This is a genomic window from Micromonospora wenchangensis, from assembly GCF_002210435.1.
Lineage (GTDB): Bacteria > Actinomycetota > Actinomycetes > Mycobacteriales > Micromonosporaceae > Micromonospora > Micromonospora wenchangensis.
The window spans coordinates 274,819-297,295 of the sequence record NZ_MZMV01000001.1 but is presented as its reverse complement, the minus strand read 5'-3'; the positions used below and the strand labels follow the sequence as shown (position 1 = coordinate 297,295).

At 74.7% G+C, this 22,477-nt stretch carries 20 protein-coding genes; 16 read left to right on the top strand and 4 right to left on the bottom strand.

Features of this window, described 5'->3' with window-relative positions; genetic code table 11:
* Positions 1–33: 33 nt before the first annotated feature.
* Positions 34–984, top strand: a complete 951-nt coding sequence (locus B5D80_RS01245; protein ID WP_088641851.1) for a lytic polysaccharide monooxygenase auxiliary activity family 9 protein — start codon at positions 34–36, stop codon at positions 982–984.
* Positions 985–1,151: 167 nt separating this feature from the next.
* Here B5D80_RS01245 and mgrA read toward each other — a convergent pair whose 3' ends face one another.
* A complete protein-coding gene (mgrA, locus tag B5D80_RS01240) occupies positions 1,152–2,141 on the bottom strand; it encodes an L-glyceraldehyde 3-phosphate reductase (protein WP_088641850.1) in 990 nt (329 codons plus the stop codon).
* Between the two features lie 164 nt (positions 2,142–2,305).
* On the opposite strand from mgrA, the gene B5D80_RS01235 reads away from it, so the two are divergent.
* The 4 genes from B5D80_RS01235 (at position 2,306) to B5D80_RS01220 (ending at position 6,842) form a co-directional block, all read left to right on the top strand.
* A complete protein-coding gene (locus B5D80_RS01235) occupies positions 2,306–2,803 on the top strand; it encodes a hemerythrin domain-containing protein (RefSeq protein WP_088641849.1) in 498 nt (165 codons plus the stop codon).
* Between the two features lie 46 nt (positions 2,804–2,849).
* The gene (locus tag B5D80_RS01230) at positions 2,850–4,322 is read left to right on the top strand and encodes a magnesium chelatase ATPase subunit I (RefSeq protein WP_088641848.1); all 1,473 of its coding nucleotides are present in this window, start codon (positions 2,850–2,852) and stop codon (positions 4,320–4,322) included.
* 2 nt (positions 4,323–4,324) lie between these two features.
* Entirely contained in the window at positions 4,325–6,280 is a 1,956-nt protein-coding gene (locus B5D80_RS01225) for a VWA domain-containing protein (RefSeq protein ID WP_088641847.1), read from the top strand.
* A gap of 94 nt (positions 6,281–6,374) precedes the next feature.
* Positions 6,375–6,842 carry a hypothetical protein gene (locus tag B5D80_RS01220; RefSeq protein WP_088641846.1) on the top strand — a complete coding sequence of 156 codons (468 nt, stop codon included), beginning with the start codon at positions 6,375–6,377 and terminating at the stop codon, positions 6,840–6,842.
* Here the strand turns inward: B5D80_RS01220 and B5D80_RS01215 are convergent.
* Positions 6,807–7,838, bottom strand: a complete 1,032-nt coding sequence (locus tag B5D80_RS01215; protein WP_245854141.1) for a GlxA family transcriptional regulator — start codon at positions 7,836–7,838, stop codon at positions 6,807–6,809. The two genes, B5D80_RS01220 and B5D80_RS01215, sit on opposite strands and share 36 nt — an antisense overlap.
* Positions 7,839–7,908: 70 nt before the next feature.
* Here B5D80_RS01215 and B5D80_RS01210 point away from each other — a divergent pair, with 70 nt between their 5' ends.
* The gene (locus tag B5D80_RS01210; protein ID WP_088641845.1) at positions 7,909–9,207 is read left to right on the top strand and encodes an MFS transporter; all 1,299 of its coding nucleotides are present in this window, start codon (positions 7,909–7,911) and stop codon (positions 9,205–9,207) included.
* Between the two features lie 31 nt (positions 9,208–9,238).
* Here B5D80_RS01210 and B5D80_RS01205 read toward each other — a convergent pair whose 3' ends face one another.
* Entirely contained in the window at positions 9,239–9,958 is a 720-nt protein-coding gene (locus B5D80_RS01205) for an RICIN domain-containing protein (protein ID WP_088641844.1), read from the bottom strand.
* 58 nt (positions 9,959–10,016) lie between these two features.
* Positions 10,017–10,301: a DUF427 domain-containing protein gene (locus B5D80_RS01200; RefSeq protein ID WP_088641843.1), complete on the bottom strand. Its 285-nt coding sequence runs from the start codon at positions 10,299–10,301 to the stop codon at positions 10,017–10,019.
* Positions 10,302–10,493: 192 nt separating this feature from the next.
* Here B5D80_RS01200 and B5D80_RS01195 point away from each other — a divergent pair, with 192 nt between their 5' ends.
* The 10 genes from B5D80_RS01195 to B5D80_RS01150 all read left to right on the top strand — a co-directional run bounded on the left by B5D80_RS01195 (position 10,494) and on the right by B5D80_RS01150 (position 22,470).
* A complete protein-coding gene (locus B5D80_RS01195) occupies positions 10,494–11,876 on the top strand; it encodes an FAD-binding oxidoreductase (protein ID WP_088641842.1) in 1,383 nt (460 codons plus the stop codon).
* Entirely contained in the window at positions 11,873–13,210 is a 1,338-nt protein-coding gene (locus tag B5D80_RS01190) for a class I SAM-dependent methyltransferase (RefSeq protein WP_088641841.1), read from the top strand. Before B5D80_RS01195 ends, B5D80_RS01190 begins: the two co-directional genes overlap by 4 nt.
* A 124-nt stretch (positions 13,211–13,334) precedes the next feature.
* Positions 13,335–13,895, top strand: a complete 561-nt coding sequence (locus tag B5D80_RS01185) for a winged helix-turn-helix domain-containing protein (protein ID WP_088641840.1) — start codon at positions 13,335–13,337, stop codon at positions 13,893–13,895.
* Positions 13,888–14,751, top strand: coding sequence for an SRPBCC family protein (locus B5D80_RS01180; RefSeq protein WP_088641839.1), 864 nt, complete (start codon positions 13,888–13,890; stop codon positions 14,749–14,751). The genes B5D80_RS01185 and B5D80_RS01180 overlap by 8 nt, the downstream gene beginning before the upstream one ends.
* A 609-nt stretch (positions 14,752–15,360) precedes the next feature.
* On the top strand, positions 15,361–16,065 hold the full coding sequence (locus B5D80_RS01175; RefSeq protein WP_245854140.1) for a S1C family serine protease: 705 nt from the start codon (positions 15,361–15,363) through the stop codon (positions 16,063–16,065).
* 71 nt (positions 16,066–16,136) lie between these two features.
* Positions 16,137–16,370, top strand: coding sequence for a zinc-ribbon domain-containing protein (locus B5D80_RS01170; protein ID WP_088641838.1), 234 nt, complete (start codon positions 16,137–16,139; stop codon positions 16,368–16,370).
* A gap of 239 nt (positions 16,371–16,609) precedes the next feature.
* Complete coding sequence (locus B5D80_RS01165) at positions 16,610–17,698, top strand: hypothetical protein (RefSeq protein ID WP_088641837.1); 1,089 nt, start codon at positions 16,610–16,612, stop codon at positions 17,696–17,698.
* Positions 17,695–19,191, top strand: coding sequence for a hypothetical protein (locus B5D80_RS01160; RefSeq protein ID WP_088641836.1), 1,497 nt, complete (start codon positions 17,695–17,697; stop codon positions 19,189–19,191). Before B5D80_RS01165 ends, B5D80_RS01160 begins: the two co-directional genes overlap by 4 nt.
* 116 nt (positions 19,192–19,307) lie before the next feature.
* Positions 19,308–21,581 carry a putative bifunctional diguanylate cyclase/phosphodiesterase gene (locus B5D80_RS01155; RefSeq protein WP_245854139.1) on the top strand — a complete coding sequence of 758 codons (2,274 nt, stop codon included), beginning with the start codon at positions 19,308–19,310 and terminating at the stop codon, positions 21,579–21,581.
* A gap of 130 nt (positions 21,582–21,711) precedes the next feature.
* Positions 21,712–22,470: a MerR family transcriptional regulator gene (locus B5D80_RS01150; protein ID WP_088641835.1), complete on the top strand. Its 759-nt coding sequence runs from the start codon at positions 21,712–21,714 to the stop codon at positions 22,468–22,470.
* Positions 22,471–22,477: the final 7 nt, after the last annotated feature.

Here is a 22,477-nt window from a genome sequence, read left to right as displayed (position 1 = left end):
CCGCGTCCGTACCAAGGGCGGGAGGTCGACCAGATGACCGTACGCGCAACGCTCGCCGCCCTCGCGGTCGTGGCGGTGACCGTGCTGCTCGATGCGGCCCCTGCCGCCGCGCACGGCGCACCGACCAGCCCGTTGAGCCGCTCGGCGGCCTGTGGCCCGGAGGGGCCGCACGTCTCGACGCCCGCCTGCCTGGCGGCGGTGTCGGCCGGCGCGGCGGTGCGCGAATGGGACAACATCCGGGTGTACGGCGTCAACGGCCGCGACCGGCAGCGCATCCCGGACGGCGAGTTGTGCAGCGGCGGGCTGTCGGCCTACCGGGGGCTGGACCTGGCGCGGGCGGACTGGCCGGCGACCGAGCTGACCGCCGGGGCGAGGTACACGTTCCGCTACCGGGGCACCATCCCGCACAAGGGCACCTTCCGGCTCTACACCACCCGCTCCGGGTACGACCCGCGGACCCCGCTGCGCTGGGCGGATCTCGACACGATCCCGTTCCTGTCGGTGACCGACCCGCCGCTGCGGGACGGGTCGTACCAGATCCCGGGGCGGCTGCCCGCCGGGTTGACCGGGCGGCACCTGATCTACACGGTGTGGCAGAACTCCGACACCCCGGACACCTACTACTCCTGCTCCGACGTGCTGTTCCGCCCCGCCGGCGGCGTGTTGGCGGCCACCCCGGTCGACTCCGCCCCGGCCGCCGCCCCGACCGACGGCACGACGACCGACGCCGGCCCGGACCAGGTCGCCTCCGCCGGGGCGACTCCGGCCGGCGACGACGGCTCCGCCGGGGAGGCGGGCGTACCGGTGGCGTCGGTGACCCAGGTCGGCGGCGGCAACCTCCGACTGGTGGTGGGTGCGGCGGTGGTGGTGACCGTGCTGCTGGTGGCGCTGGTGGCGACCCGGCTGCGCCGCCCGGCACCCGTCCCGCCCGGTCGCCCCTGCGGCGTCCGTAACCACCGGGCCGGCCGCCGCCGCGTCTGGTGACCCCCGCCGGGCCGCCCCGCCCCTGCAAGATCAACCCGCCCGCATGATCGGCACAACGTCGGCCCGGCAGCGGTATCACCCGGCCCGGATACCGCAACTCCGACCCAACAGCCCTGACCCGCCGGCCCGGCCCGGACCCGGCCGGCCCGGCGTGGGGCGGGCCCGGGTCAGGGGAGGAGGCGGTCGATCTCGGTGAGGTCGTCGGGGGTGAGGTCGAGGTGGCCCAGGGCGGCGACGTTGCCCTCCAACTGGGCCACGCTGCTCGCCCCGATGATCAGGCTGGTCATCCGGAGGTCGCGCAGCGCCCAGGCCAGGGCGAGCTGGGCCAGCGTCTGTCCCCGCCGCTCGGCGATCCCGGCGAGGCCCCGGACGGTGGTCAGCTTCTCGTCGGTCACGTCGCTCTCGTCGAGGAAGACGCTGGTGCGGACCCGGGAGTCGGCCGGGATGCCGTCGAGGTAACGGTCGGTGAGCAGCCCCTGGGCCAGCGGGCTGTACGCGATGCAGCCCGCGCCGACCTCGGCCAGCGTGTCGAGTAGCCCGTCGTCCTCGGTCCACCGGTTCACCATCGAGTACGACGGCTGGTTGATCAGCAGAGGGGTGCCCAGGTCACGCAGGATCGCGGCGGCCCGCCGGGTCTGCTCCGAGTCGTAGTTGGAGACGCCGACGTAGAGCGCCCGGCCGGACCGGACGATGGCGTCCAGCGCCCCCATGGTCTCCTCCAGCGGGGTGTCCGGGTCGAAGCGGTGGGAGTAGAAGATGTCGACGTGGTCCAGCCCCATCCGGCGCAGTGACTGGTCCAGCGAGGAGATCAGGTACTTGCGGGAACCCCACTCGCCGTACGGGCCGGGCCACATCAGGTAGCCGGCCTTGCTGGACACGACCAACTCGTCCCGGTACGGCTTCAGGTCGGTGGCGAGCAGCCGGCCGAACGCCTCCTCCGCCGCGCCGGGCGGCGGGCCGTAGTTGTTGGCCAGGTCGAAGTGGGTGATGCCGAGGTCGAACGCCCGGCGGACGGTGTCCCGCTGCCGGTCGAACGGCCGGTCCGGCCCGAAGTTGTGCCACAGCCCGAGCGAGAGGGCGGGCAGTCGCAGGCCGCTGCGCCCGCTGCGGCGGTAGGTCATCTGGTCGTAGCGGTCGTCCGCGGCGAGGTAGGTCATGATCTCGACCCTAGTGCGGCCGGGGACGCCGCCGGCCGGGTGCCGGGCAGCCCGGGGCGGGTCGGCTCCGAGGTCGGCCCGGCAAGACGGGCATGCCGGCCGGTCGGCCGGGGTACCTTCGGGCAGCGCCACCTGCCGCCCGACATGGGGGAAGTGAACCGATCATGGACGACATCACCGCGCTGATCCTGGACGACCACGCCGCCTTCCGGCGCGGGTTCGCCCGCCTGGACGACGCCCGCGACGACGCGGAACTGCTCGCGGTCTGGGATGCGCTCGCCCTGCACCTGGACGTCCACGCCGAGGCGGAGGAGGCGATCCTCTACCCGCACCTGGTCCGGCACGGCGACGACGGCGAGGACGAGACCGCGGACGCGATCGGTGACCACAACAAGATCCGCGACGCGATCGCCGAGTCGAAGCGGCATCCGGTCGGCTCCGACGAGTGGTGGGCGGCGGTGCGGCAGGCCCGCCGGGAGAACAGCGAACACCTCGCCGAGGAGGAGGACGAGGCGCTGCCGGACTTCCGCCGCCACGCCTCCGTCGAGCTGCGGGCCGAGCTGGGCGCCCGCTGGCTGACCTTCTACGGCGAGCACAGGTCCGGCCGCAACCTGCGCTTCGCCGACAAGGACCCGCAGCGGTACGTCGCCGACCACCGCTGACGGCCAACCCGACGAAGGCAACCGCCGGCCACCCGAGCGCGCTAGCGTGGGTCGGGTGACTGCGCCCAACCAGGCTCTCCCGGTCCCGCCCGCCGACCTGCCGGGCACCCTCGGCGCACTGCGCGCCGCCGGACACCGGTACCAGACCGTCAAGCAGGAACTCCGCCATAACCTCCTGGCCCGGATGCGCTCCGGCGAGGACCGTTTCCCCGGCATCGTCGGCTACGACGACAGCGTGCTGCCCGAGGTCGAGCGCGCGTTGCTCGCCGGCCACGACATGGTGCTGCTCGGCGAACGCGGCCAGGGCAAGACCCGACTCATCCGTTCGCTGGTGGCGCTGCTCGACGAGTGGACCCCGGTGCTGCCCGGCTCGGTGCTCAACGAGCACCCGCTGCACCCGCTCACCCCGGCCTCCCGCGCGCTGGTCGCCGAGGCCGGCGACGACCTGCCGGTCGGCTGGCTGCACCGCTCGATGCGCTACGGCGAGAAGCTGGCCACCCCGGACACCAGCGTCGGTGACCTGATCGGTGACGTCGACCCGATCCGGCTGGCCCAGGGGCGTACCCTTGGCGACCCGGAGACCATCCACTTCGGGCTGGTGCCCCGCACCAACCGGGGGATCTTCGCCGTCAACGAGCTGCCCGACCTGGCCGAACGCATCCAGGTGGCGCTGCTCAACGTGCTGGAGGAGCGGGACATCCAGGTCCGCGGCTACCAGCTCCGCCTGCCGTTGGACCTGTTCCTGGTGGCCAGCGCCAACCCGGAGGACTACACCAACCGGGGCCGGATCATCACCCCGCTCAAGGACCGGTTCGGCGCGGAGGTCCGCACCCACTACCCGGTCGACCTGGAGCTGGAGCTGGCGCTGATCAGGCAGGAGGCCGACCTGGTCGCCGAGGTGCCGGAGCACGTGCTGGAGGTGCTGGCCCGGTTCGCCCGCGCGGTGCGCGAGTCGTCGTCGGTGGACCCGCGCTCCGGGGTCTCCGCCCGGTTCGCCATCGCCGCCGCCGAGACCGTCGCCGCCGCCGCGTTGCGCCGCGCCGGCCTGCTCGCCGGTGCCGCGCCGGCCGACGGCGACGCCACGGTACGGCCCGAGGCACCGGTCGCCCGGGTCGGCGACGCCGTGTCGGTGACCTCGACGTTGCGCGGCAAGGTGGAGTTCGAGAGCGGCGAGGAGGGGCGGGAGACCGAGATCCTGGCCCACCTGCTGCGCACCGCGACCGCCGAGACGTTCCGGGCCCGGCTGGCCGGACTGGACCTGTCCGGGTTCACCGCGCTGGTCGCCGAGGGGGCGGTGATCGAGACCGGGGAGCTGGTCGCCTCGGCGGAACTGCTGCGCCAGGTCGGCACCGTGCCGGGGCTGGCCAAGGCGCTTGACCGGTTGGGGCTGGGTGACGCGCCCACCCCGGAGCAGGCCGCCGCCGGGGTCGAGTTCGTGCTGGAGGGGCTGCACCTGACCCGCCGGCTCGGCAAGGACGTCACCGAGTCGGGTCGGACCGTCTACGGCGGTCGGAGCTGAGCATGGCCGGCAACCGGTTCCGGTACGGCCAGTGGCAGGGCGGCCCCGACCCGCTCGCCCCGCCGTACGACGTGCGTGCCGCCGTGGACTCCGTCGGCGCGGAGGTGCTGGCCGGCGGCAGCCTCCGGGAGGCGCTGCGTGACCTGCTGCGCCGGGGGCCGAACAACCGGGGCGGCCTGGACGACCTGGCCGCCCGCGCCCGCCGGCTGCGGCGGGAGGCGCTGCGCCGGGGTGACCTGGACGGGGCGGTGACCCGGTCCCGGGCACTGCTCGACCAGGCCCTCGCGGCGGAACGGGACGCGCTGCGCGGGCGCACCGACGACGACGCCCGGTTCGCCGAGACGGTGCTGGACAACCTGCCCCGCTCCACCGCCCGCGCGGTGCAGGAGCTGGCCGGGTACCGGTGGACCAGCGACGAGGCCCGGCAGGCGTACCAGCGGATTCTCGACGGGCTGCGCGGCGAGGTGCTGGAGCAGCGGTTCGCCGGGCTGCGGGACGCGGCGCGGGCCGCCGGTGACCCGGCGGTGCAGGCGCAGCTCGCCGAGATGATGCGGGACCTCAACGACCTGCTGGCCCGGCACACCCGCGCGGAGGACACCACCGACGCGTTCGCCGAGTTCATGCGCCGGCACGGCGAGTTCTTCCCGGAGCAGCCGGGCACCGTCGACGAGTTGGTCGACGTGCTGGCCCGTCGGGCGGCGGCGGGGGAGCGGCTGATGCGGTCGCTGTCCGACCGGCAGCGCGAGGAGCTGGCCGGGCTGATGCGGCAGTCGCTCGGTGACCGGCTCGCCGGTGAGCTGTCCGCCCTCGACGGCCACCTGCGTGCGCTGCGTCCCGACCTGAACTGGCAGCGCGGCGAGCGGGTCCGGGGCGACCAGCCGCTCGGTTACGGCGAGGCCACCGGGGCGCTGGACGAGATCGCCGAGCTGGACGAGCTGCTCGACTCCCTCGACCAGGAGCACCCGGGGGCCACCCTGGACGACGTGGACGTCGACGCGGTCGCCCGCACGCTGGGCCGCGACGCCGCCGACGACGTACGCCGGTTGCGGGAGCTGGAGCGGGAGCTGCGCCGGCAGGGCTGGGTGAGCCGGGACGCCGACGGGTTGACGCTCAGCCCGAAGGCGCTGCGCCGACTCGCCGGCACCGCGCTGCGCCGGGTCTTCGCCGACCTCACCGCCGGCCCGCGCGGCCAGCACGACCTGCGTACGGCCGGGGCGGCCGGCGAGGTCAGCGGGGCGTCCCGGCAGTGGGAGTACGGCGACGAGCAGCCCCTGGACGTGGTGCGCACGCTCACCCGGGCGGTGCGCAGGGCCGGCCCCACCGTGCCGCTGCAACTCGCCGTCGAGGACTTCGAGGTGGTGGAGACGGAACGGCGGGCGTCGGCGGCGGTGGCGCTCTGCGTGGACCTGTCGTACTCGATGGTGTCGCAGGGGCGGTGGGGGCCGATGAAGCAGACGGCGCTGGCGCTGTCGCACCTGATGGCGACCCGGTTCCCGCAGGACGCGTTGCAGATCGTCGGGTTCGGTCTGGAGGCGGTGCCGTTGACCCAGCAGGAGTTGGCGGCGGTCGAACCGGACCTGCGGCAGGGCACCAACCTCCAGCACGCGCTGCGGCTGGCCGGTCGGCACCTGCGCCGGCATCCGGGGGCCGAGCCGGTGGTGCTGGTGGTCACCGACGGCGAGCCGACCGCCCACCTCGACCCGGACGACGGTGAGGCGTACTTCCACTGGCCGTCGCTGCCGGAGACGGTCGAGGCGACCATCCACGAGGTGGACCGGCTGGCCCGCGCCGGGGTCACGCTCAACCTGTTCCTGCTCGGTGAGGACCCGGGCCTGCGCCGGTTCATGGACGCGGTGGCCCGCCGGTCCCGGGGCCGCCTGTTCACCCCCGACCTGGGTGACCTGGGCGAGTACGTGGTCTCCGACTACCTCCGTTCCCGGCGCAGCTCCGGGCGCTGACCCCGCCCGGCCGGTGGGGACCGGGCCGCCCGTCCGGGTGATCCCGGCGGCACAACCGTCCACCCGCCCCGGTGGTACGGGGTTGACTGGGGGTGTGGAGCTGCGTGCGGTCTACCGGAGCCTGCTCGCCGAGGTCGAGGCGGGCGGGTTCCGGCCGGCCCCGCCGGGCGGGTGGGACGCGGAGCGGATCGTGGCGCACCTGGTCGCCAACGACGAGCTGATGAGCGAGGCGACCGAGGCGGTGCTGGCCGGGGCGCCGTTCGCCTACTACGACCTGACCGGGGTGCACCGTCCCGAGTTGGACGCCCTGGTCGAGCGGTGCGGCGGGCTGCCCGGCCTGGCCACCCTGCTGCGCGCCACCAGCGGCCGGCTGTGCGGCCTGGTGGACCGGCTCGGCCCGGCCGCCGACACCCCGGTCGAGACGCACCTGCGGGAGGGTTTCGACCTGGTCGTCGACGAGCCGTTGCCCTGGTCGCGCACCCTCGACCTGCACGCCCGGGTGCACCTGCCCCGGCACCTGGCGCAGCTACGGATGCTCCGCGACCAGCCGCAGCCCGCCTGACTCCACCCCGGGCGGCCCGGCGGCGGGGGTGCGGCGGAAGGTGCGCCGGTAGGCCGAGGGGGAGACGCCGATCCGGGTGTTCAGGTGTTGGCGCAGGGCGGCGGTGGTGCCGAAGCCGGCCCGCCGCGCCACCTGGTCGATGGCCAGGTCGGTGGTCTCCAGCAGCAGCCGGGCGTGGTCGGTGCGCTGCTGGAGCAGCCACTGCGCCGGGCTCAGGCCGGTCTCCGAGCGGAAGTGCCTGGTGAAGGTGCGCACGCTCATCCGGGCGTGGGCGGCCAACTCCCGCAGGGCGACCGGTTCGTGCAGCCGCTGCCGGGCCCACTCCCGGGTGGCCGCGGTGCCGCTGGCCGGGGTGCGCGGCACGGGCCGTTCGATGTACTGGGCCTGGCCGCCGTCGCGCCAGGGCGGCACCACGCACCGGCGGGCCGCCCGGTTGGCCACCTCGCTGCCGTGGTCGCCACGCACGACGTGCAGGCACAGGTCGATCCCGGCGGCCACCCCGGCCGAGGTGAGCACCCGGCCGGAGTCGATGAACAGCACGTCCGGGTCGAGGTCGACCTGCGGGTACAGCCGGCGGAACCGGTCGGCGTGCGCCCAGTGGGTGGTGGCCCGGTGTCCGTCGAGCAGCCCGGCGGCGGCCAGCGCGAACGCGCCCGTGCAGATCGACATGATGCGTGCGCCCCGGTGGTGGGCGTCGCGCAGCGCGCCGGTGACCGCCGGGTCGATCGTGCCGTCGGTCATCGGCGGGCCGGCGTGCAGGCCGGGCACCACCACCGTGTCGACGGTGGCCAGCAGGTCGAGCCCGTGGTCGGGGAGGACCCGGAAACCGGCGGAGCTGCGGACCGGACGGCCGCCCGGGGTGCAGGTGTCGACGGAGTAGAGCGGGCGTCGGTCGGCGGTACGGGCGGCCCCGAAGACCTGGGCCGGGGTGCCCAGGTCGAGGCCGACCACGCCGTCGAGGGCGAGCACACCGATCCGGTGCGGCCTGATGGTCATGGCCCGATTATTGCGCACCATGGCTTTCCGGCCACTCGTCGGTCGCCGGGGCGTACCCGAGACTCGGAGCGTGACCCGAGCCCGTCGTCTCCACCCGGCCTGGACCGTAGCCGCCGTCGCCTTCGTCGCGCTGGTCGGCGCGGCCGGCTTCCGCGCCACCCCGTCGGTGCTGCTGCACCCGCTGCACGCCGAGTTCCGCTGGCCGCTGGCCACCATCTCCGCCGCCGTCTCGGTCAACCTGCTGCTCTACGGCCTGACCGCGCCGTTCGCCGCCGCCCTGATGGACCGGTTCGGCATCCGTCGGGTGGTGGCCGGCGCGCTGGCGCTGGTGGCGCTCGGCAGCGGCCTGACCGTCTTCATGACGGCGAGCTGGCAACTCGTCCTCTGCTGGGGCGTCCTGGTCGGGCTGGGCACCGGCTCGATGGCGCTGGCGTTCGTCGCCACCGTCACCGGGCGCTGGTTCGTCCACCGCCGGGGGCTGGTCACCGGGGTGCTCACCGCCGGTGGGGCCGCCGGCCAGCTGGTCTTCCTGCCGCTGCTCGCGGTGCTGGTCCGCGACCACGGCTGGCGTGCGGCCGCGCTGGTGGTGGCCGGGGCGGCGCTCGCGGTCGTCCCGTTGGTGGCCCGGTGGCTGCGGGAACACCCGGCGGATCTCGGCCTGCCCGCCTACGGCGCGACCGCGGTGACGCCCCGGCCGCCGTCGGCCGGCGGGGCCGCCGCGCGGGCGGTGGCCGCGTTCACCGCCGCCGCCCGGACCCGCCCGTTCTGGCTGCTCGCGGGCGGCTTCGCGATCTGCGGGGCGACCACGAACGGCCTGGTCGGCACCCACTTCGTGCCGGCCGCGCACGACCACGGCATGCCGCAGACCACGGCGGCGGGCCTGCTCGCCCTGGTCGGCCTGTTCGACATCGTCGGGGTCGTCGCCTCGGGCTGGCTCACCGACCGGATGGACAGCCGGCTGCTGCTGGCCGGCTACTACGGCCTGCGCGGGCTGTCGTTGTTGCTGCTGCCCGCCCTGTTCACCGGCGGCACCGGGCCGAGCATGCTGGTCTTCGTCGTCTTCTACGGCCTGGACTGGGTGGCGACCGTGCCGCCGACGGTGGCGCTGTGCCGGGAGTACTTCGGCGACTCGGCGGCGGTGGTCTTCGGTTGGGTCTTCGCCGCGCACCAGTTCGGGGCGGCGTTCGCGGCGACCGCCGCCGGCCTGGTCCGCGACCGGCTCGGTGACTACGCGCCGGCCTGGTACGCGGCCGGGGCGCTCTCGGTCGGCGCCGCCCTGCTGTCGCTGCTGCTGCGTCGCCGCCGTGCGGTGCCGGTGCCGGTCCTGACACCGGCCCGGCCCGCCGGGGCCTGGAGCTACCGGGGCTGACCGGCGCGGGCCGGCAGCTTGCCGGCCGTGCTCAGCCGAGGGTCCACTGCTGGCCGGCGGAGGCGGTGCAGGTGGCCTGCACCAGGTCGTCGCCGGCGGCCGTGCCGTCGTCGCGGACCTGCGCGCACTTGCCCGACCCGACGCCGACCAGCAGGACCGGACCGGTGCCGACCGGGGTCACCCGCCACTGCTGGTTGGCCTGCCCGTGGCAGCCGAACTGCTGGAGCCGTGCGCCGTCGTCGCCGCTGCCGCCGTCGACGTCGAGGCACTGGCCGTGCCCCGCGTTGGTGAGCGTCACCACGTCGGGCGCGACCGGGTTGGCGACCCACTGCTGCTCCGCGCCGCCGGTGCAGACGGCGAGTTCGGCGGTGGCCGTCTCGCCCGCGCCGTCGGTGCCGACGCAGAGGCCGGAGGTGACCGCCCGCAACGCGACCGGCCCGGTGACCGTGGCCGGGGTGGTGGGCGGCGGGGTCGGGCTGGGCGGCGGCGTGGTCGTGGCAGGCGGGCCGGTCGTCGGGGCCGCCGGGGTCGGGGCGGCCGGGGTCGGCGCGGCGGCGGCCGGCACCACCGGCGGCCGGGAGTCGCCGCCGCCGAGCACACCCGTGGCGAAGAAGACCCCCAGCAGTACGCCCGCCAGGCCGGCGGCCAGCGCGAACCGCATCAGCGGATCGGCGGGCAGCCCGGGGCGGGCGGCCCGACGGGCCCCGTACACGGTGCCGGACGGGTCGTGGCGGGGATCGGGGACGGCCATGCCAGCATGGTGACCCACCGGGCGGGCCGACGGCCAGTCGGCCCGCGAGCCGGCGGGATCAGTCGACGACCCGGACGTCCTTCCAGAACGCCACCCGGTCGCGGACCTGCTCCGCCTCGGGCTTCGGATCGGGGTAGTACCAGACGGCGTCGGCGCTCGTGTGCTCACCGTCGGTGAGGGAGTAGTAGGAGGCGGTGCCCTTCCAGGGGCAGACCGTGTGCGTCGCCGACTCGGTGATCAGGTCGTCGCGCAGGGTGCTTCGGGGGAAGTAGTGGTTGCCCTCCACCAGGACGGTGTCGTCGCTCTCGGCCACGACCTGGTCGTTCCACACGGCTTTCGGCATGTCACCACGCTACGCCCCCGGCCTGCCCCGGTCGCGGGCCCCTCGTGGACCGTCCCTTGCGCCCGGTGCCGGGCGGGGTTGGCCGGCCCGCCGGCCGGGCCGGCGACGACCGTGCCGGGGAGGTTGCCGGCTGATCCGAAACGGTCAGCGGTGCGGTCCCCCAGAACGGCGCTTCGCGCGTAAGGTGATCTCATGCGCGCGCTGCGTGATCATGAGCTGGCGGTGGACGCATTGCGACGGTCGTACGCCGCCGTGCCCCCCGGGCACCCCGTACGGCTGGCCAAACGCACCTCCAACCTGTTCCGCCCCCGGTCGGCCACCGGCACCCCCGGACTCGACGTCAGCGGCCTGGACGGCGTCCTGTCGGTCGACCCGGTGGCCCGCACCGCCGACGTGCAGGGCATGTGCACCTACGAGGACCTGGTCGACGCGACCCTCCCGCACGGGCTGATGCCGTTGGTCGTGCCGCAGCTGCGCACGATCACCCTGGGCGGCGCGGTCACCGGGCTGGGCATCGAGTCGACGTCGTTCCGCAACGGGCTCCCGCACGAGTCGGTCGTCGAGCTGGACGTCCTCACCGGCGCGGGGGAGATCGTCACCGCCCGCCCGGACGGCCCGGACGCCGAGCTGTTCGCCGCCTTCCCCAACTCGCTGGGCAGCCTCGGGTACGCCACCCGGCTGCGCATCGAACTCCAGCCGGTCGGGCGGGCGGTGGCCCTGCGCAACGTCCGGTTCACCCGGCTGGAGGAGCTGACCGCCGCCGTCGCCGACGTGGTCGCCAAGGGCGAGTGGGAGGGCCGGCCGGTCGACGCGATGGACGGCGTCATGTTCAGCCCCGGCGAGTCCTACCTGGTCCTCGGTTCGTTCACCGACGAGCCCGAGCGGCCCAGCGACTACACCGGCCAGGACATCTACTACCGCTCGTTGCGTCGCCGGGTGCGCGACACCCTCAGCGGCCACGACTACCTGTGGCGGTGGGACACCGACTGGTTCTGGTGCTCGGCCGCGTTCGGGGTGCAGCACCCGGTGGTACGCCGGCTCTGGCCGGCCCGCTGGCGGCGCAGTGACGTCTACCACCGGCTGGTCCGGCTGGAACACCGCCACCAGGTGGCCGCCCGGGTGGACCGGTGGCGTGGCCGGCCGGCCCGGGAACGCGTCGTGCAGGACGTCGAGATCCCGCTGGACGGCACGGCCGACTTCCTGCGCTGGTTCGACCGCAACGTGGGGATGACCCCGGTGTGGCTGTGCCCGTTGCGGCTGCGCGAGCCCGACGGCCCCGGCTCCGCCCGCGCCTGGCCGTTGTATCCGCTACGCCCCGGCCAGACGTACGTCAACATCGGCTTCTGGGGCAGCGTGCCGATCGCGGAGGGTGCCGCGGACGGCGAGGTGAACCGCTCCATCGAGCGGATGGTGTCGGAGTTCGGTGGACACAAGTCGCTCTACTCCGACGCGTACTACGACCGGGCGGCCTTCGACCGGCTCTACGGCGGGGAGACCTGGCGTGCCGTGAAGGACCGCTACGACCCGGACCATCGGCTCACCGGACTCTACGAGAAGGCGGTTGCACGAAAATGAGCCTGACCGACCGAGAACAGGGGGCGGCGAGCGCCCCGGCCAGCCCGCCGGCGGGGGGTCGGCGGGCGCCGACCGTCGCCGACGTCGTCCGCGCGGTCACCACGCGGGACCTGCCGGTCCGCATCACCGGCTACGACGGCAGCGCGATCGGCCCGGCCGACGCCGGGATCAGCCTCGACATCCGCTCCGAGCGGGGGCTGTCCTACCTGCTCACCGCCCCGGGCGACCTGGGCATGGCCCGGGCCTACGTCAGCGGCGACCTCGGGCTCGGCGGGGTGCACCCCGGCGACCCGTACGAGGCCCTGCGGGTGCTCCAGGACCTGCGGCTGCGCATCCCCTCGCTGGCCGAGGGGCTGGCCCTGGTGCGCGGGCTCGGCTGGGAGCGGCTGCGGCCCCCGCCGGCCCCGCCGCAGGAGGCGCTGCCCCGCTGGCGGCGGGTGATGGGCGGGCTGCGGCACTCCCGCAGCCGGGACAGCACCGCCATCTCGCACCACTACGACGTGTCCAACGCCTTCTACGAGAAGGTGCTCGGCGACTCGATGACGTACACCTGCGCGGTCTACCACAGCCCGACCGACACCCTGGAGCAGGCCCAGTCGGCCAAGTACGACCTGGTCGCGGGCAAGCTGGCGCTCCAGCCGGGGATGCGCCTGCTCGACGTGGGCTGCGGCTGGGGCGGCATGGTCCGGCACGCGGCCCGTGAGTACGGCGTCAAGGCGCTCGGCGTGACCCTGTCCCGGGCGCAGGCTCAGTGGGCGCAGGAGGCCATCGCCCGGGAGGGGCTGACCGGGCTGGCCGAGGTGCGCCACCTCGACTACCGCGACGCCCCCCGCGAGCAGTTCGACGCGATCTCCTCGATCGGGCTGACCGAGCACATCGGGGTTCGCAACTATCCGGCCTACTTCCGGGCGCTGCGGGAACGGCTGCGTCCCGGCGGCCGGCTGCTCAACCACTGCATCACCCGGGCCGACAACCGGGCCCCGCACCGCTCCGGCGCGTTCATCGACAGGTACGTCTTCCCCGACGGTGAGCTGGCCGGGCCGGGCCGCCTGATCAGCGAGGTGCACGACGCCGGGTTCGAGGTGCACCACGAGGAGAACCTGCGGCAGCACTACGCGGCGACGCTCGCCGCCTGGTGTCGCAACCTCGTGGCGAACTGGGACTTCTGCGTCGACGAGGTGGGCCGGGGCACCGCCCGGGTCTGGGGCCTCTACATGGCCGGCTCGCGGTTGGCCTTCGAACGCAACGGCATCCAGCTGCACCAGGTGCTGGCCACCCGCAACGGCCCGCACGGCGTGAACGGCTACCCGCTGCGGCCGAACTGGACGCCCTGACCAGCCTGCGCGGCATGCCCTGACCGCACGCGCCGCACGCCCTGACGAAAGCCGCGCCACCTCGGCGCGGCTTTCGTCGATCCGATTGACAAGGAGAATTTTTACGTACAGGATTGTTTTTGAGATGAGAGACGTCCTGTACCTGGAGCAGATCGAGCAGGCCGAGACCCTGCTCAAACCGCAGCGCGTGGACGTGCTGCGGCAGTTGGCCGAGCCCCGCACCTGCACCGAGGTGGCGGCCCGGCTGGAGCAGACCCCGCAGCGGGTCTACTACCACGTCAAGCAGCTCGCCGCGGCCGGCCTGGTCAAGCAGGTGGCCAGCCGGAAGGTGCGCGGCATCAGCGAGGGCATCTGGCAGGCCGTCGCCCGGTCGTACTGGCTCTCGCCCCGGCTGGTCGGCCGGATCGGCGGGGCCCGCCGGGTCTCCGACGAGCTGAGCCTGGGCCACCTGCTCGACCTGATGGAGGAGGTCCAGGCCGACGTCGCCGCGCTCGACCGGGACGCGCCGGAGCTGCCCTCGATCGGGGTCTCCGGCGAGATCCGGGTGCCGGCCGAGCGCCGGCAGGAGTTCCTGCACGACCTGCAGTCGACGTTGCAGGACCTGTTCACCCGCTACGGCGGTGTCGAGGGGGACGCCTTCAAGCTCGCCGTGGCCTGTTACCCCAAGGGGGAAGACCGTGACTGAACCACTCACGCTGGGCGTCCGGCTCGCCGCTCCGGTGGAGGCCGTGTGGCGGGCGCTCACCGACCCGGCCGAGCTGCGCGTCTGGCTGACCGAGCACGCCGAGGTCGACCTGCCCAGCCGATTCGAGTTCTGGGGCCGGCACACGCCCGAGGGTGACGCGCCCCACCAACGGCTGCGGCACGCCGACCCGTACACGCTGCGCTTCGACTGGCTGCTCGACGGGGTCGAGACGACCAGCGAGCTGCGTCTGACGGCGCAGGGGCCGGACAACACGGCGCTGACCCTCAGCCAGAGCCACTTCGACTTCGCCGAGGCGATGGACGGCAGCAGCATCCGTGGCGTCCTGCAGACCTGGTGGTCGCTGTCGATCGCCAACCTCGCCGCGCACCTGGAGGGGCGTCCGCTGCTGCCGAGGACCGACTTCACCTCCGCCGACCTGCGCGGTGAGCTGACCATCGCCGCGCCGATCGACCGGGTCTGGACCTCGCTGACCGACTCCGCGCAGGCCAGCGCCTGGTTCGGCTACCCGATCGGCATCGAGCCCTGGGTCGGCGGCCGGTACGCCATGGGCGGATTCGACAGCGGGTACCCGGCGAAGGTGATCGACCTGGAGCCCGGCCGGAAGATGTCGGTGGACTGGGGGCCGGTCGGCGTCACCACCTGGGAGCTGGCCGAGTCCGGCGGAAAGACGAGGCTCACCTTCGTGCAGAGCGGCTTCGACGAGGGCAACCCGCCGTACGCGGCGTGGAGCGGGTCGGTGGCGGGCCTGTCCGAGTTGCGCCGCTTCCACGAGATGGCCGACTGGCAGCCGATCTGGGTGGCCGAGGAGATCCACACCGGTGCCCCCGGCACCTGAACCACCACCCCGTACCTGCACCCGGGCCGGTCTTCGAGGTCCGGGTGCAGGTCGCGGACCCGGCCCGCCCTTCAGCCCCGGCCGGATGCGACCCGCAGTCGCCCTGGCTGCGGCGCTACCCCCGGCCCGGGTTGTACCAGCCCCGCTCCTGTCGGTGTCCGCGCTGGTGATGCCGCCTGAATCGCCAACGTCCTCAGCGCGAAAGGACGCCGCACAGAGGTGGGGACCCGGGCAGGCGCCGCGTCGCCGGGTCCGCAAGCCATGCACGGCGGACGCACAGGCACGCCACAAAGGGGCCTCAGCGCGGCGCGGCACGGTGTCTTCATCGCCGTACCGAGGAGGGCCCATGCCGCACCCCGACAACCGCCGCCAGCTGTCCGACAGCCACCGACCCGACCGCCTTCGGCTCGGCCGGATCCTCGTCGAGGGGCGGTGACCCTGATGTCCGACACCGTGTTGCGCCCGGCACCGGCACCCAGCGACCCGATCCCACCGGCTGTCCCGGTCTCCGGGCCGCCACCGACGTCCGCACCGCCGCCGCTTTCGCCACCGCAATCGACGCCGCCGTCGTCGCGATGGCGTCGAAGGCTGGTGGCCGGCGGCGCGGCGATGGCACTGATGCTCGCGGGCGGCGGCACCGGCGCGCTGGTCGTGGACCGGTTCGCCGGCCAGGCTTCGTCCGTCACCGCTACGACGTCTGTCGCCCCGGTCTCCGCCGCCACCATCGACTCCCTCGCCACGGTGGTCACCGTCGTGTCGCCCAGCATCGTCACCGTCGAGGTGACCGGGACCCGGGAGTCCAGCCTCGGATCCGGCGTCATTCTCGACACCGACGGTCTCGTCCTCACCAACCAGCACGTGGTGGACTCCGGCGGCCAGGTCGCCGTGACCCTCTCCGACGGCCGTTCCGCCCCGGCGACCGTGGTCGCGCAGGACGCCGCGGCGGACATCGCGCTGCTGCGGGCGACCGGGTTGACCGGGCTCACCCCGGCGCCGCTGGGCAGCGACGCCACCCTGACCGTCGGGGACACCGTCCTGGCGTTCGGTAGTCCGCTCGGGCTGGCCGGGACGGTCACCTCCGGAATCGTGTCGGCCCTGGACCGGTCGGTGGACGGCCTGACCGGGCTGGTGCAGACCGACGCGGCGATCAACCACGGCAACTCCGGCGGCGCGCTTGTCGACACCGCCGGGCGGGTGGTGGGCATCAACGTCGCCATCGCCACCACCGGGGAGGACGAGGGCAGCGTGGGCCTCGGGTTCGCCATTGCGGCGGACACCGTCCGCGCGGTCGTGGCCCGGCTGACGGCGAGCTGACCCGGCGCGGAACCCCGGGCGGAATTCCCCGCCCGGGGTTCCCGGGACGTCGGGCTGGGTACTGCCGGGCGATGTTCTTCATCTTCGGACTCCGTACCAGGGTCACCCGGTCGGGGGTGGTGACCGCCGTCTGCCGGCACTGCGGCAACCAGGCCGCGCAGGTGGTCAGCCGCCGGTCGACGAAGTTCACCCTGTTCTTCGTCCCGCTGATCCCGATCCGGTCACGCTACGTGCGGCAGTGCTCGTTCTGCGGGGCCGAGTCCGTCGTCGACGCCGACGAGGCCCGTCGCCTCCCGGTCGGCTGACCGTGGCCCGTTTCCTCTGCTGGCTGATCGGCCGCCCGCCGACCGCGCCGGTGCACACCGCCGCCCGCCCGCCCTGCACCCCCGGTCGTCGCCCGTCGCGTCGTCGCCGCCGGCCCACCGCCGGTGCGCGTTCGCCCCGGTCGCCCTGGAACCGGTCCGCCGGCCGCTGACCCCACCCGCCCCGTGCAGGCGCGTTGGCTGCCGGCCGGGGTCGGTCGGTGCCGCTATCGTGGCCTGTCGTGACGAGCACCGCACAACGCCTGGCCGCGATCCGGGGCGACGTGCCCCCGAAACGGCACAACGCCCGGACCATCGCCGCGCTCACCGGAAACCCCGGCTGCGCCCGCCGGGCCGTGCTGGACGGGGCCGGGGTGGACAAGACGGCGCTCGCGCAGCGGGTCGGCTTCCCCGCCCGGTTCGGCCAGTCCCGGTTCGCCATCACCCGGGGCAACGCCTTCGAGGCGCAGGTCAAGGCCGACGGCGGGGCGGAACTGCTGCGGCTGGTCGCGCAGCGGCTGGGCGTACCGGTGCCGCACCGGGCGAGCTGGACGGACCTGGGCGGCGCGGACGACCTGCCCGACCGGCGGGAACGCTCACGGGCCGCGTTGACCGCCACCGGGCCGGACGCGGCGCTGTTCGACCATCCGCTGCTCGGCCTGGACGTGGCCGGCCAGCGGGTGCACCTGGAACCGGACCTGGTCGCCGCCCGGCTCGGTGGCCGGTTCCACGTGGTGGAGATCAAGTCGTTCCCGGTGATCGACGGGCAGGCCGACCCGGCGAAGGTGTCCGCCGCCGCCGTCCAGTCCGCCGTCTACGTGCTGGCGCTGCGCGACCTGCTCGCCGCCGCGGGACGGGACCCGGAGTCGGTGTCGCACGACGTGGTGCTGGTCTGCCCGCGGGACTTCGCCAACCAGCCGATGGCCAGCCTGATCGACGTCCGCAAGCAACTGCTGGTGCTGCGCCGCCAACTGGACCGGATGGCCCGGCTGGACGACCTGCTCACCGCCGTGCCGGTCGGGTTCACCGTCGACCCGGCCGTCGACTCGGTGACGCTGACCGCCGCGCTGCACACCGTGCCGGCCCGGTACGCGCCGGACTGCCTGGCCGGCTGCGAGCTGGCGTACTTCTGCCGGGACGAGGCGCGCGGGCAGACCGGGGCGCTGGGCCGGCCGGTGCGGGAGGCCCTGGGCGGCATCGCCGAGGTGGCCGAGGTGCTGGCCCTGGCGACCGGCGAGCGGGCCGCCGACCCGGAGCGGGAGGAGGCCGCCGCGCTGCTGCGGGCCGCCGCCCGGCTGCGCGCCGACGCCCTCGCCGGCCACCCGGCATGAGTACGCTGCGCGCGCTGGCGAAGGCGCAGGCGCTCGCCGCCGGGGTGGCCCAGCCGGTCGCCACCGTCCGGCACCTGCACCTGGCGCAGCGCCCGCTGGTGCTGGTGCCGCTGGCGATGGCCGGCGAGGCGCACGCCCCGCTCGCCGCGCTGGTCGGCACCGCCCCCGACGACGCCCGGCTGCTGGTCGTGCCGCAGCCCCGCAACCGGGACCAGCGGTTCCGGTTCGTCACCGAGCTGGCCGGGACCGTGCTGCCCTGGCTGGACGGCTTCCGGGGGGTCTCGGAGGCGGTGGCCGTGGACCGGGGCCGCGACGTGCGCTACCGGTACGCCGACGCCCCGCAGCTCTGGGTGCCGAACCCGGCCGGGATCACCTTCCTGCGGCTGCTGGGCCGCTCCACCCGGTTCCGCCGCCCGGACGGCGAGTATCCGGTGCACCCGGCCGTGCCGCTGCTCGGCCGCTGGCTGACGTTCTTCGCCGAGCGGGCCGAGCAGCCCGGCTCGTCGGCGCTGCTGGCGATGACCGACGCGCTCACCCTGCACTGGGCGACCGGGCAGAGCGCGGTGGAGGACCAGCACCTGCCGGCGCTGCTCGGCTGGATCGACCCGCCGGCCGGCTCGACGGGTGTCGAGGCTGCCGCGCGGGCCGAGGACCCGCAGGTGTGCCCGCCGGCCGGCCCGGCCACCGACCCGGAGTTCGACAACGTGGCGCTCGCCCCGGTGATGGCGGCCTGGGCTGCGGCCGACGACGACCCGGCCGCCCGCGACGAGGCGTACGCGGAGCTGGTGCGGTTGCTGCGCGGGCAGCTCGCGCCCACCTGGGAGCTGATGTGGCGCGGCCTGGGGCTGCTCGGCGGCCTGCCGCCCGGCGCGCGGGTGGCGGGCCGTTGGGCCGGCGACCGGGACGCCTTCACCGGCTACGCCGAGCACCTCGACGCCGACGGCGGGCCGCAGCCCCGGCACGACGGCGCGGTCGCGGCGGCGGTCCGGCTGCACCGGCTGGAACGCGCCGCGACCAGCTACGCCGTGCAGCGTGCCTACGACGACCCGCTGGTGATGGCCGAGCACCGGCTGGCCGGGGAGGCGTTCGTCGCCGACGTGACCCTGGCCGACCCGGGGCGGGTGGACGACAGCGGCAAGCGGCCGGTGCTGCGGCCGAGAATCCAGGTGGTGACCACCGAACCGGTCCGGATGCCGGTCGGGGCGACCCTGTGGTCGACGGCGCGGCCCGGCCAGAAGGCGAAGGTGGTCTTCGTGACCCCGGCGGCGGACGGCCGGACCGAGGTGGTGCTGGAGCTGTCGGGCGGGATGGGACGGGGGCTGACCGCGCCGCCGGGCAGCGTGCCGCAGGTGGGGGAGCGGCTCTGCCTGACCACCCTGTCGGAGGCGTACCTGCCTGCCGGGACGTTCCCCGCCGCGGAGGAGACACCGTGGACGCACGGGGGGCCGCCGACCTATGACCCACCCGACGTCGTGTCCTCAGTGGTCGGATAGCCGACCCGGTGAGTGTGGCGGCGACCCGCCCGGCTGGCTAGGCTTCGATGGTTCGCCGTCCGTGGGCCGTCCGCACGGTCGAGGTGCGCGTTGGAGAGAGAGCCGGAGCGATCACCGTGCTACCCCAGGACGCCGTCTCCGGCGCGCCGACCCGACCGCTGACCCTCCCCCGGGTGGGTGCGGTCGTCGCCGCGGTGGCCGTCGTGCTGGAGCTGGTCTGGCTGCTCGCCGCGCTGCCCGAGGCGGCCCTGGTCAGTGACGTCACCGCCACCGCCGTGGCGAGCTGGGCCAGCTACGCCTGCGTCCGTACGATGCGCCGGCATCCCGCCCCGCTGCGCCGGTTCTGGGCGTTGCTCGCGCTCACCATGGGGCTGGCCGCCGCCGGCCGGCTGCTGTGGACGGTGGACCGGCTGCGCGCCGACGAGTTGCCGCACACCCCGCTGATCGGGGCGGTCTTCACCGCCGGCATCGTCACCGGCACGGCCGCGCTGCTGGCCGCGCTGACCGCGCCGCGCAGCGCGGTGGGCCGGGCCCGCACCGTGCTGGACGGGGTGATCGTCGGGCTGGCCCTGCTCCCGATCGGCTGGGTGGTGGTGTTCCGCGACGTCGCCGCCGCCGACCTCGACGATCCGCTGCGTACCCTCGGCCTGCTCTACCCGATGATCGACCTGATGCAGCTGACCATCCTGGTGGCGGTGGCCGGCCCGGCCCGCTCGGTGTGGCCGCCGCTGACCCTGATCGGGGCGGGCCTGGTCACCCGGGCCGGCGCGGACGCGGTCTACGTCTCGCTTGTCGCGCACGGCAGCTACGCCCCCGGGCACCCGGTCGACGTCTGCTGGCCGCTGAGCTACCTGCTGATCGGCATCGCCACCACCCGGCCGCCGCCGCCCACCTGCGAGGGGGCCGAGGAGATCGGCGAGTCCCCGCTCCCGTCCTGGTGGCGGGTGGCCCTGCCGTACCTGCCGGTCGGCGGGGCGATCATCGCGGTGGTGCTGGCCCGTCGCCCCACCGGGCAGACCCCGCCGCTGGTCTTCGTCGGCATGATGGCGTTGCTGGGGGTGCTCGCCCTGCGGCAGGGGCTGGCCGCCAACGAGAACCTGCGGCTGGTGGCCCGGCTGCGTCAGCTCGCCTACGTCGACCAGCTCACCGGCCTGCCGAACCGGCTGATGTTCAACCGGCAGCTCCGTCAGGCGTTGCGCGAGGGGCCGCCGGTGGCCGTGCTGCTCCTCGACCTGGACGGCTTCAAGCAGGTCAACGACCGGTTCGGGCACGCCACCGGCGACACCCTGCTGACCAGCATCGCGCTGCGGATGCGCGCGGCCGTCGGCGACGACGGCACGGTCGCCCGGCTCGGCGGGGACGAGTTCGCCGTGCTGGTCGCCGGGGACCGGACGGTCGTGCCGGAACGGCTCGCCGAGCGGCTGCTCGCCGCGCTGCAACCGTCGGCGGGCGAGGAGGACGTCGGCGTCCACCCGTCGGCCAGCATCGGCATCGCCGAGTTCGGCCCGCAGCACGCCTCCCACACCGACCTGCTGCGCGACGCCGACATCGCGATGTACGCGGCGAAGGCCGCCGGGAAGTCCGCGTACCGCACCTGCACGCCGGCGCTGCGGGAGTCGGCGGTGACCCGGGCCGAGCTGATCGCCGACCTGCGGCGGGCCGTCGACGAGCGGCAATTGCACCTGGAGTACCAGCCGATCGTGGACCTCGCCACCGGCGCGGTCCGTAGCGCGGAGGCCCTGGTCCGGTGGCGGCACCCCCGGCTCGGCCTGCTCGCCCCGGCGGCTTTCCTGCCGCTGGCCGAGGAGACCGGGCTGATCGTGCCGATCGACAGGTGGGTGATCCACGAGGCGTGCCGGGCCGCCGCGACCTGGCGGGCCCGGGTGCCCGAGGCGACCGTGGCGGTCAACATCGCCGCCGCGCACCTGCGCCGCCCCGACCTGATCGCCACCGTCACGGCGGCCACCGCCTCCGCCGGCCTGGCCCCGCGTGCGCTCACCCTGGAGCTGACCGAGTCGGCGCTCATCGACGGCAGCGAGGCGGTGTTGGAACGCCTCGCCCAGCTTCGTGAGCTGGGCATCCGCATCGCCATCGACGACTTCGGCACCGGCTACTCGTCGTTGAGCTACCTGCACCGCATCCCCGCCACCGAACTCAAGATCGACCGGTCGTTCGTGGCCCGGCTGGACACCGACGTGCGGGCGTACGCCACGGTGGAGATGGTCACCCGGTTGGCCGGGGCGTTCGACCTGGCGGTGGTGGCCGAGGGGGTGGAGACCGAGGGGCAGCACGCGGCGGTCACCGCGATCGGCTGCGTCCACGGCCAGGGCTACCGGTACGGCCGTCCCGGCGGCCTGTCCGCCCTGCACGCCCTCGCCGCCCCGCGCTGACGCCCCGCTCCCGCCGCCGACCCGGGCGGGCCGGCGGTCGTGCCGCCCCGGCCGGGGAACCCGGCGCAGAATCGGGCTTGACCCTCACGTCGCGGCAGGCCGGAGCCTTGGTGCCGGAAGGGAGGAAACCATGGCGTACACGGTGGGTCAGGTGGCGAAGGCGGCCCGGGTGACGGTCCGGACGCTGCACCACTACGACGGGATCGGGCTGCTCTCGCCGAGCGGCCGGACGCCGGCCGGCTACCGCCGCTACGACGACGCGGACCTGGAGCGGTTGCAGCACATCCGCTTCTACCGGGAGCTGGGGTTTCCGCTGGAGGAGATCGCGGTGATCCTCGACGACCCGGATGCCGACCCGGCGGCGCACCTGCGCCGGCAGCACGACCTGTTGAGCGGGCGGATCGGGAAGCTCCAGGAGATGGTCGCCGCGATCGAGATCGCGATGGAGGCGAGACGGATGGAGATCAACCTGACCCCGGAGGAACGGTTCGAGGTCTTCGGTGACGCCGATCCGGAGGAGCACGCCGAGGAGGCGCGGCAGCGCTGGGGCGACACCGAGGCGTACCGGGTGTCGACCCGGCGGGCGGCGAGCTACTCGAAGGAGGACTGGCTGCGCATCAAGACGGAGCAGGACAACTGGGGCCGGCGGATCGTGGCGGCGCTGACCGCCGGGACGCCCGCCGATTCGGCGGAGGCGATGGCGCTGGCCGAGGAGCACCGGCAGCTCATCGTCCGCTGGTTCTACGACTGCTCGTACGAGGTGCACACCGGGCTGGCCGACATGTACCTGGCCGATCCCCGGTTCACCGCCTACTACGAGAAGATCGCGCCGGGGTTGGCGGAGTACCTGGCCGAGGCGATCCACGCGAACGCGATCAGCCGGGCCTGAGCGGTGC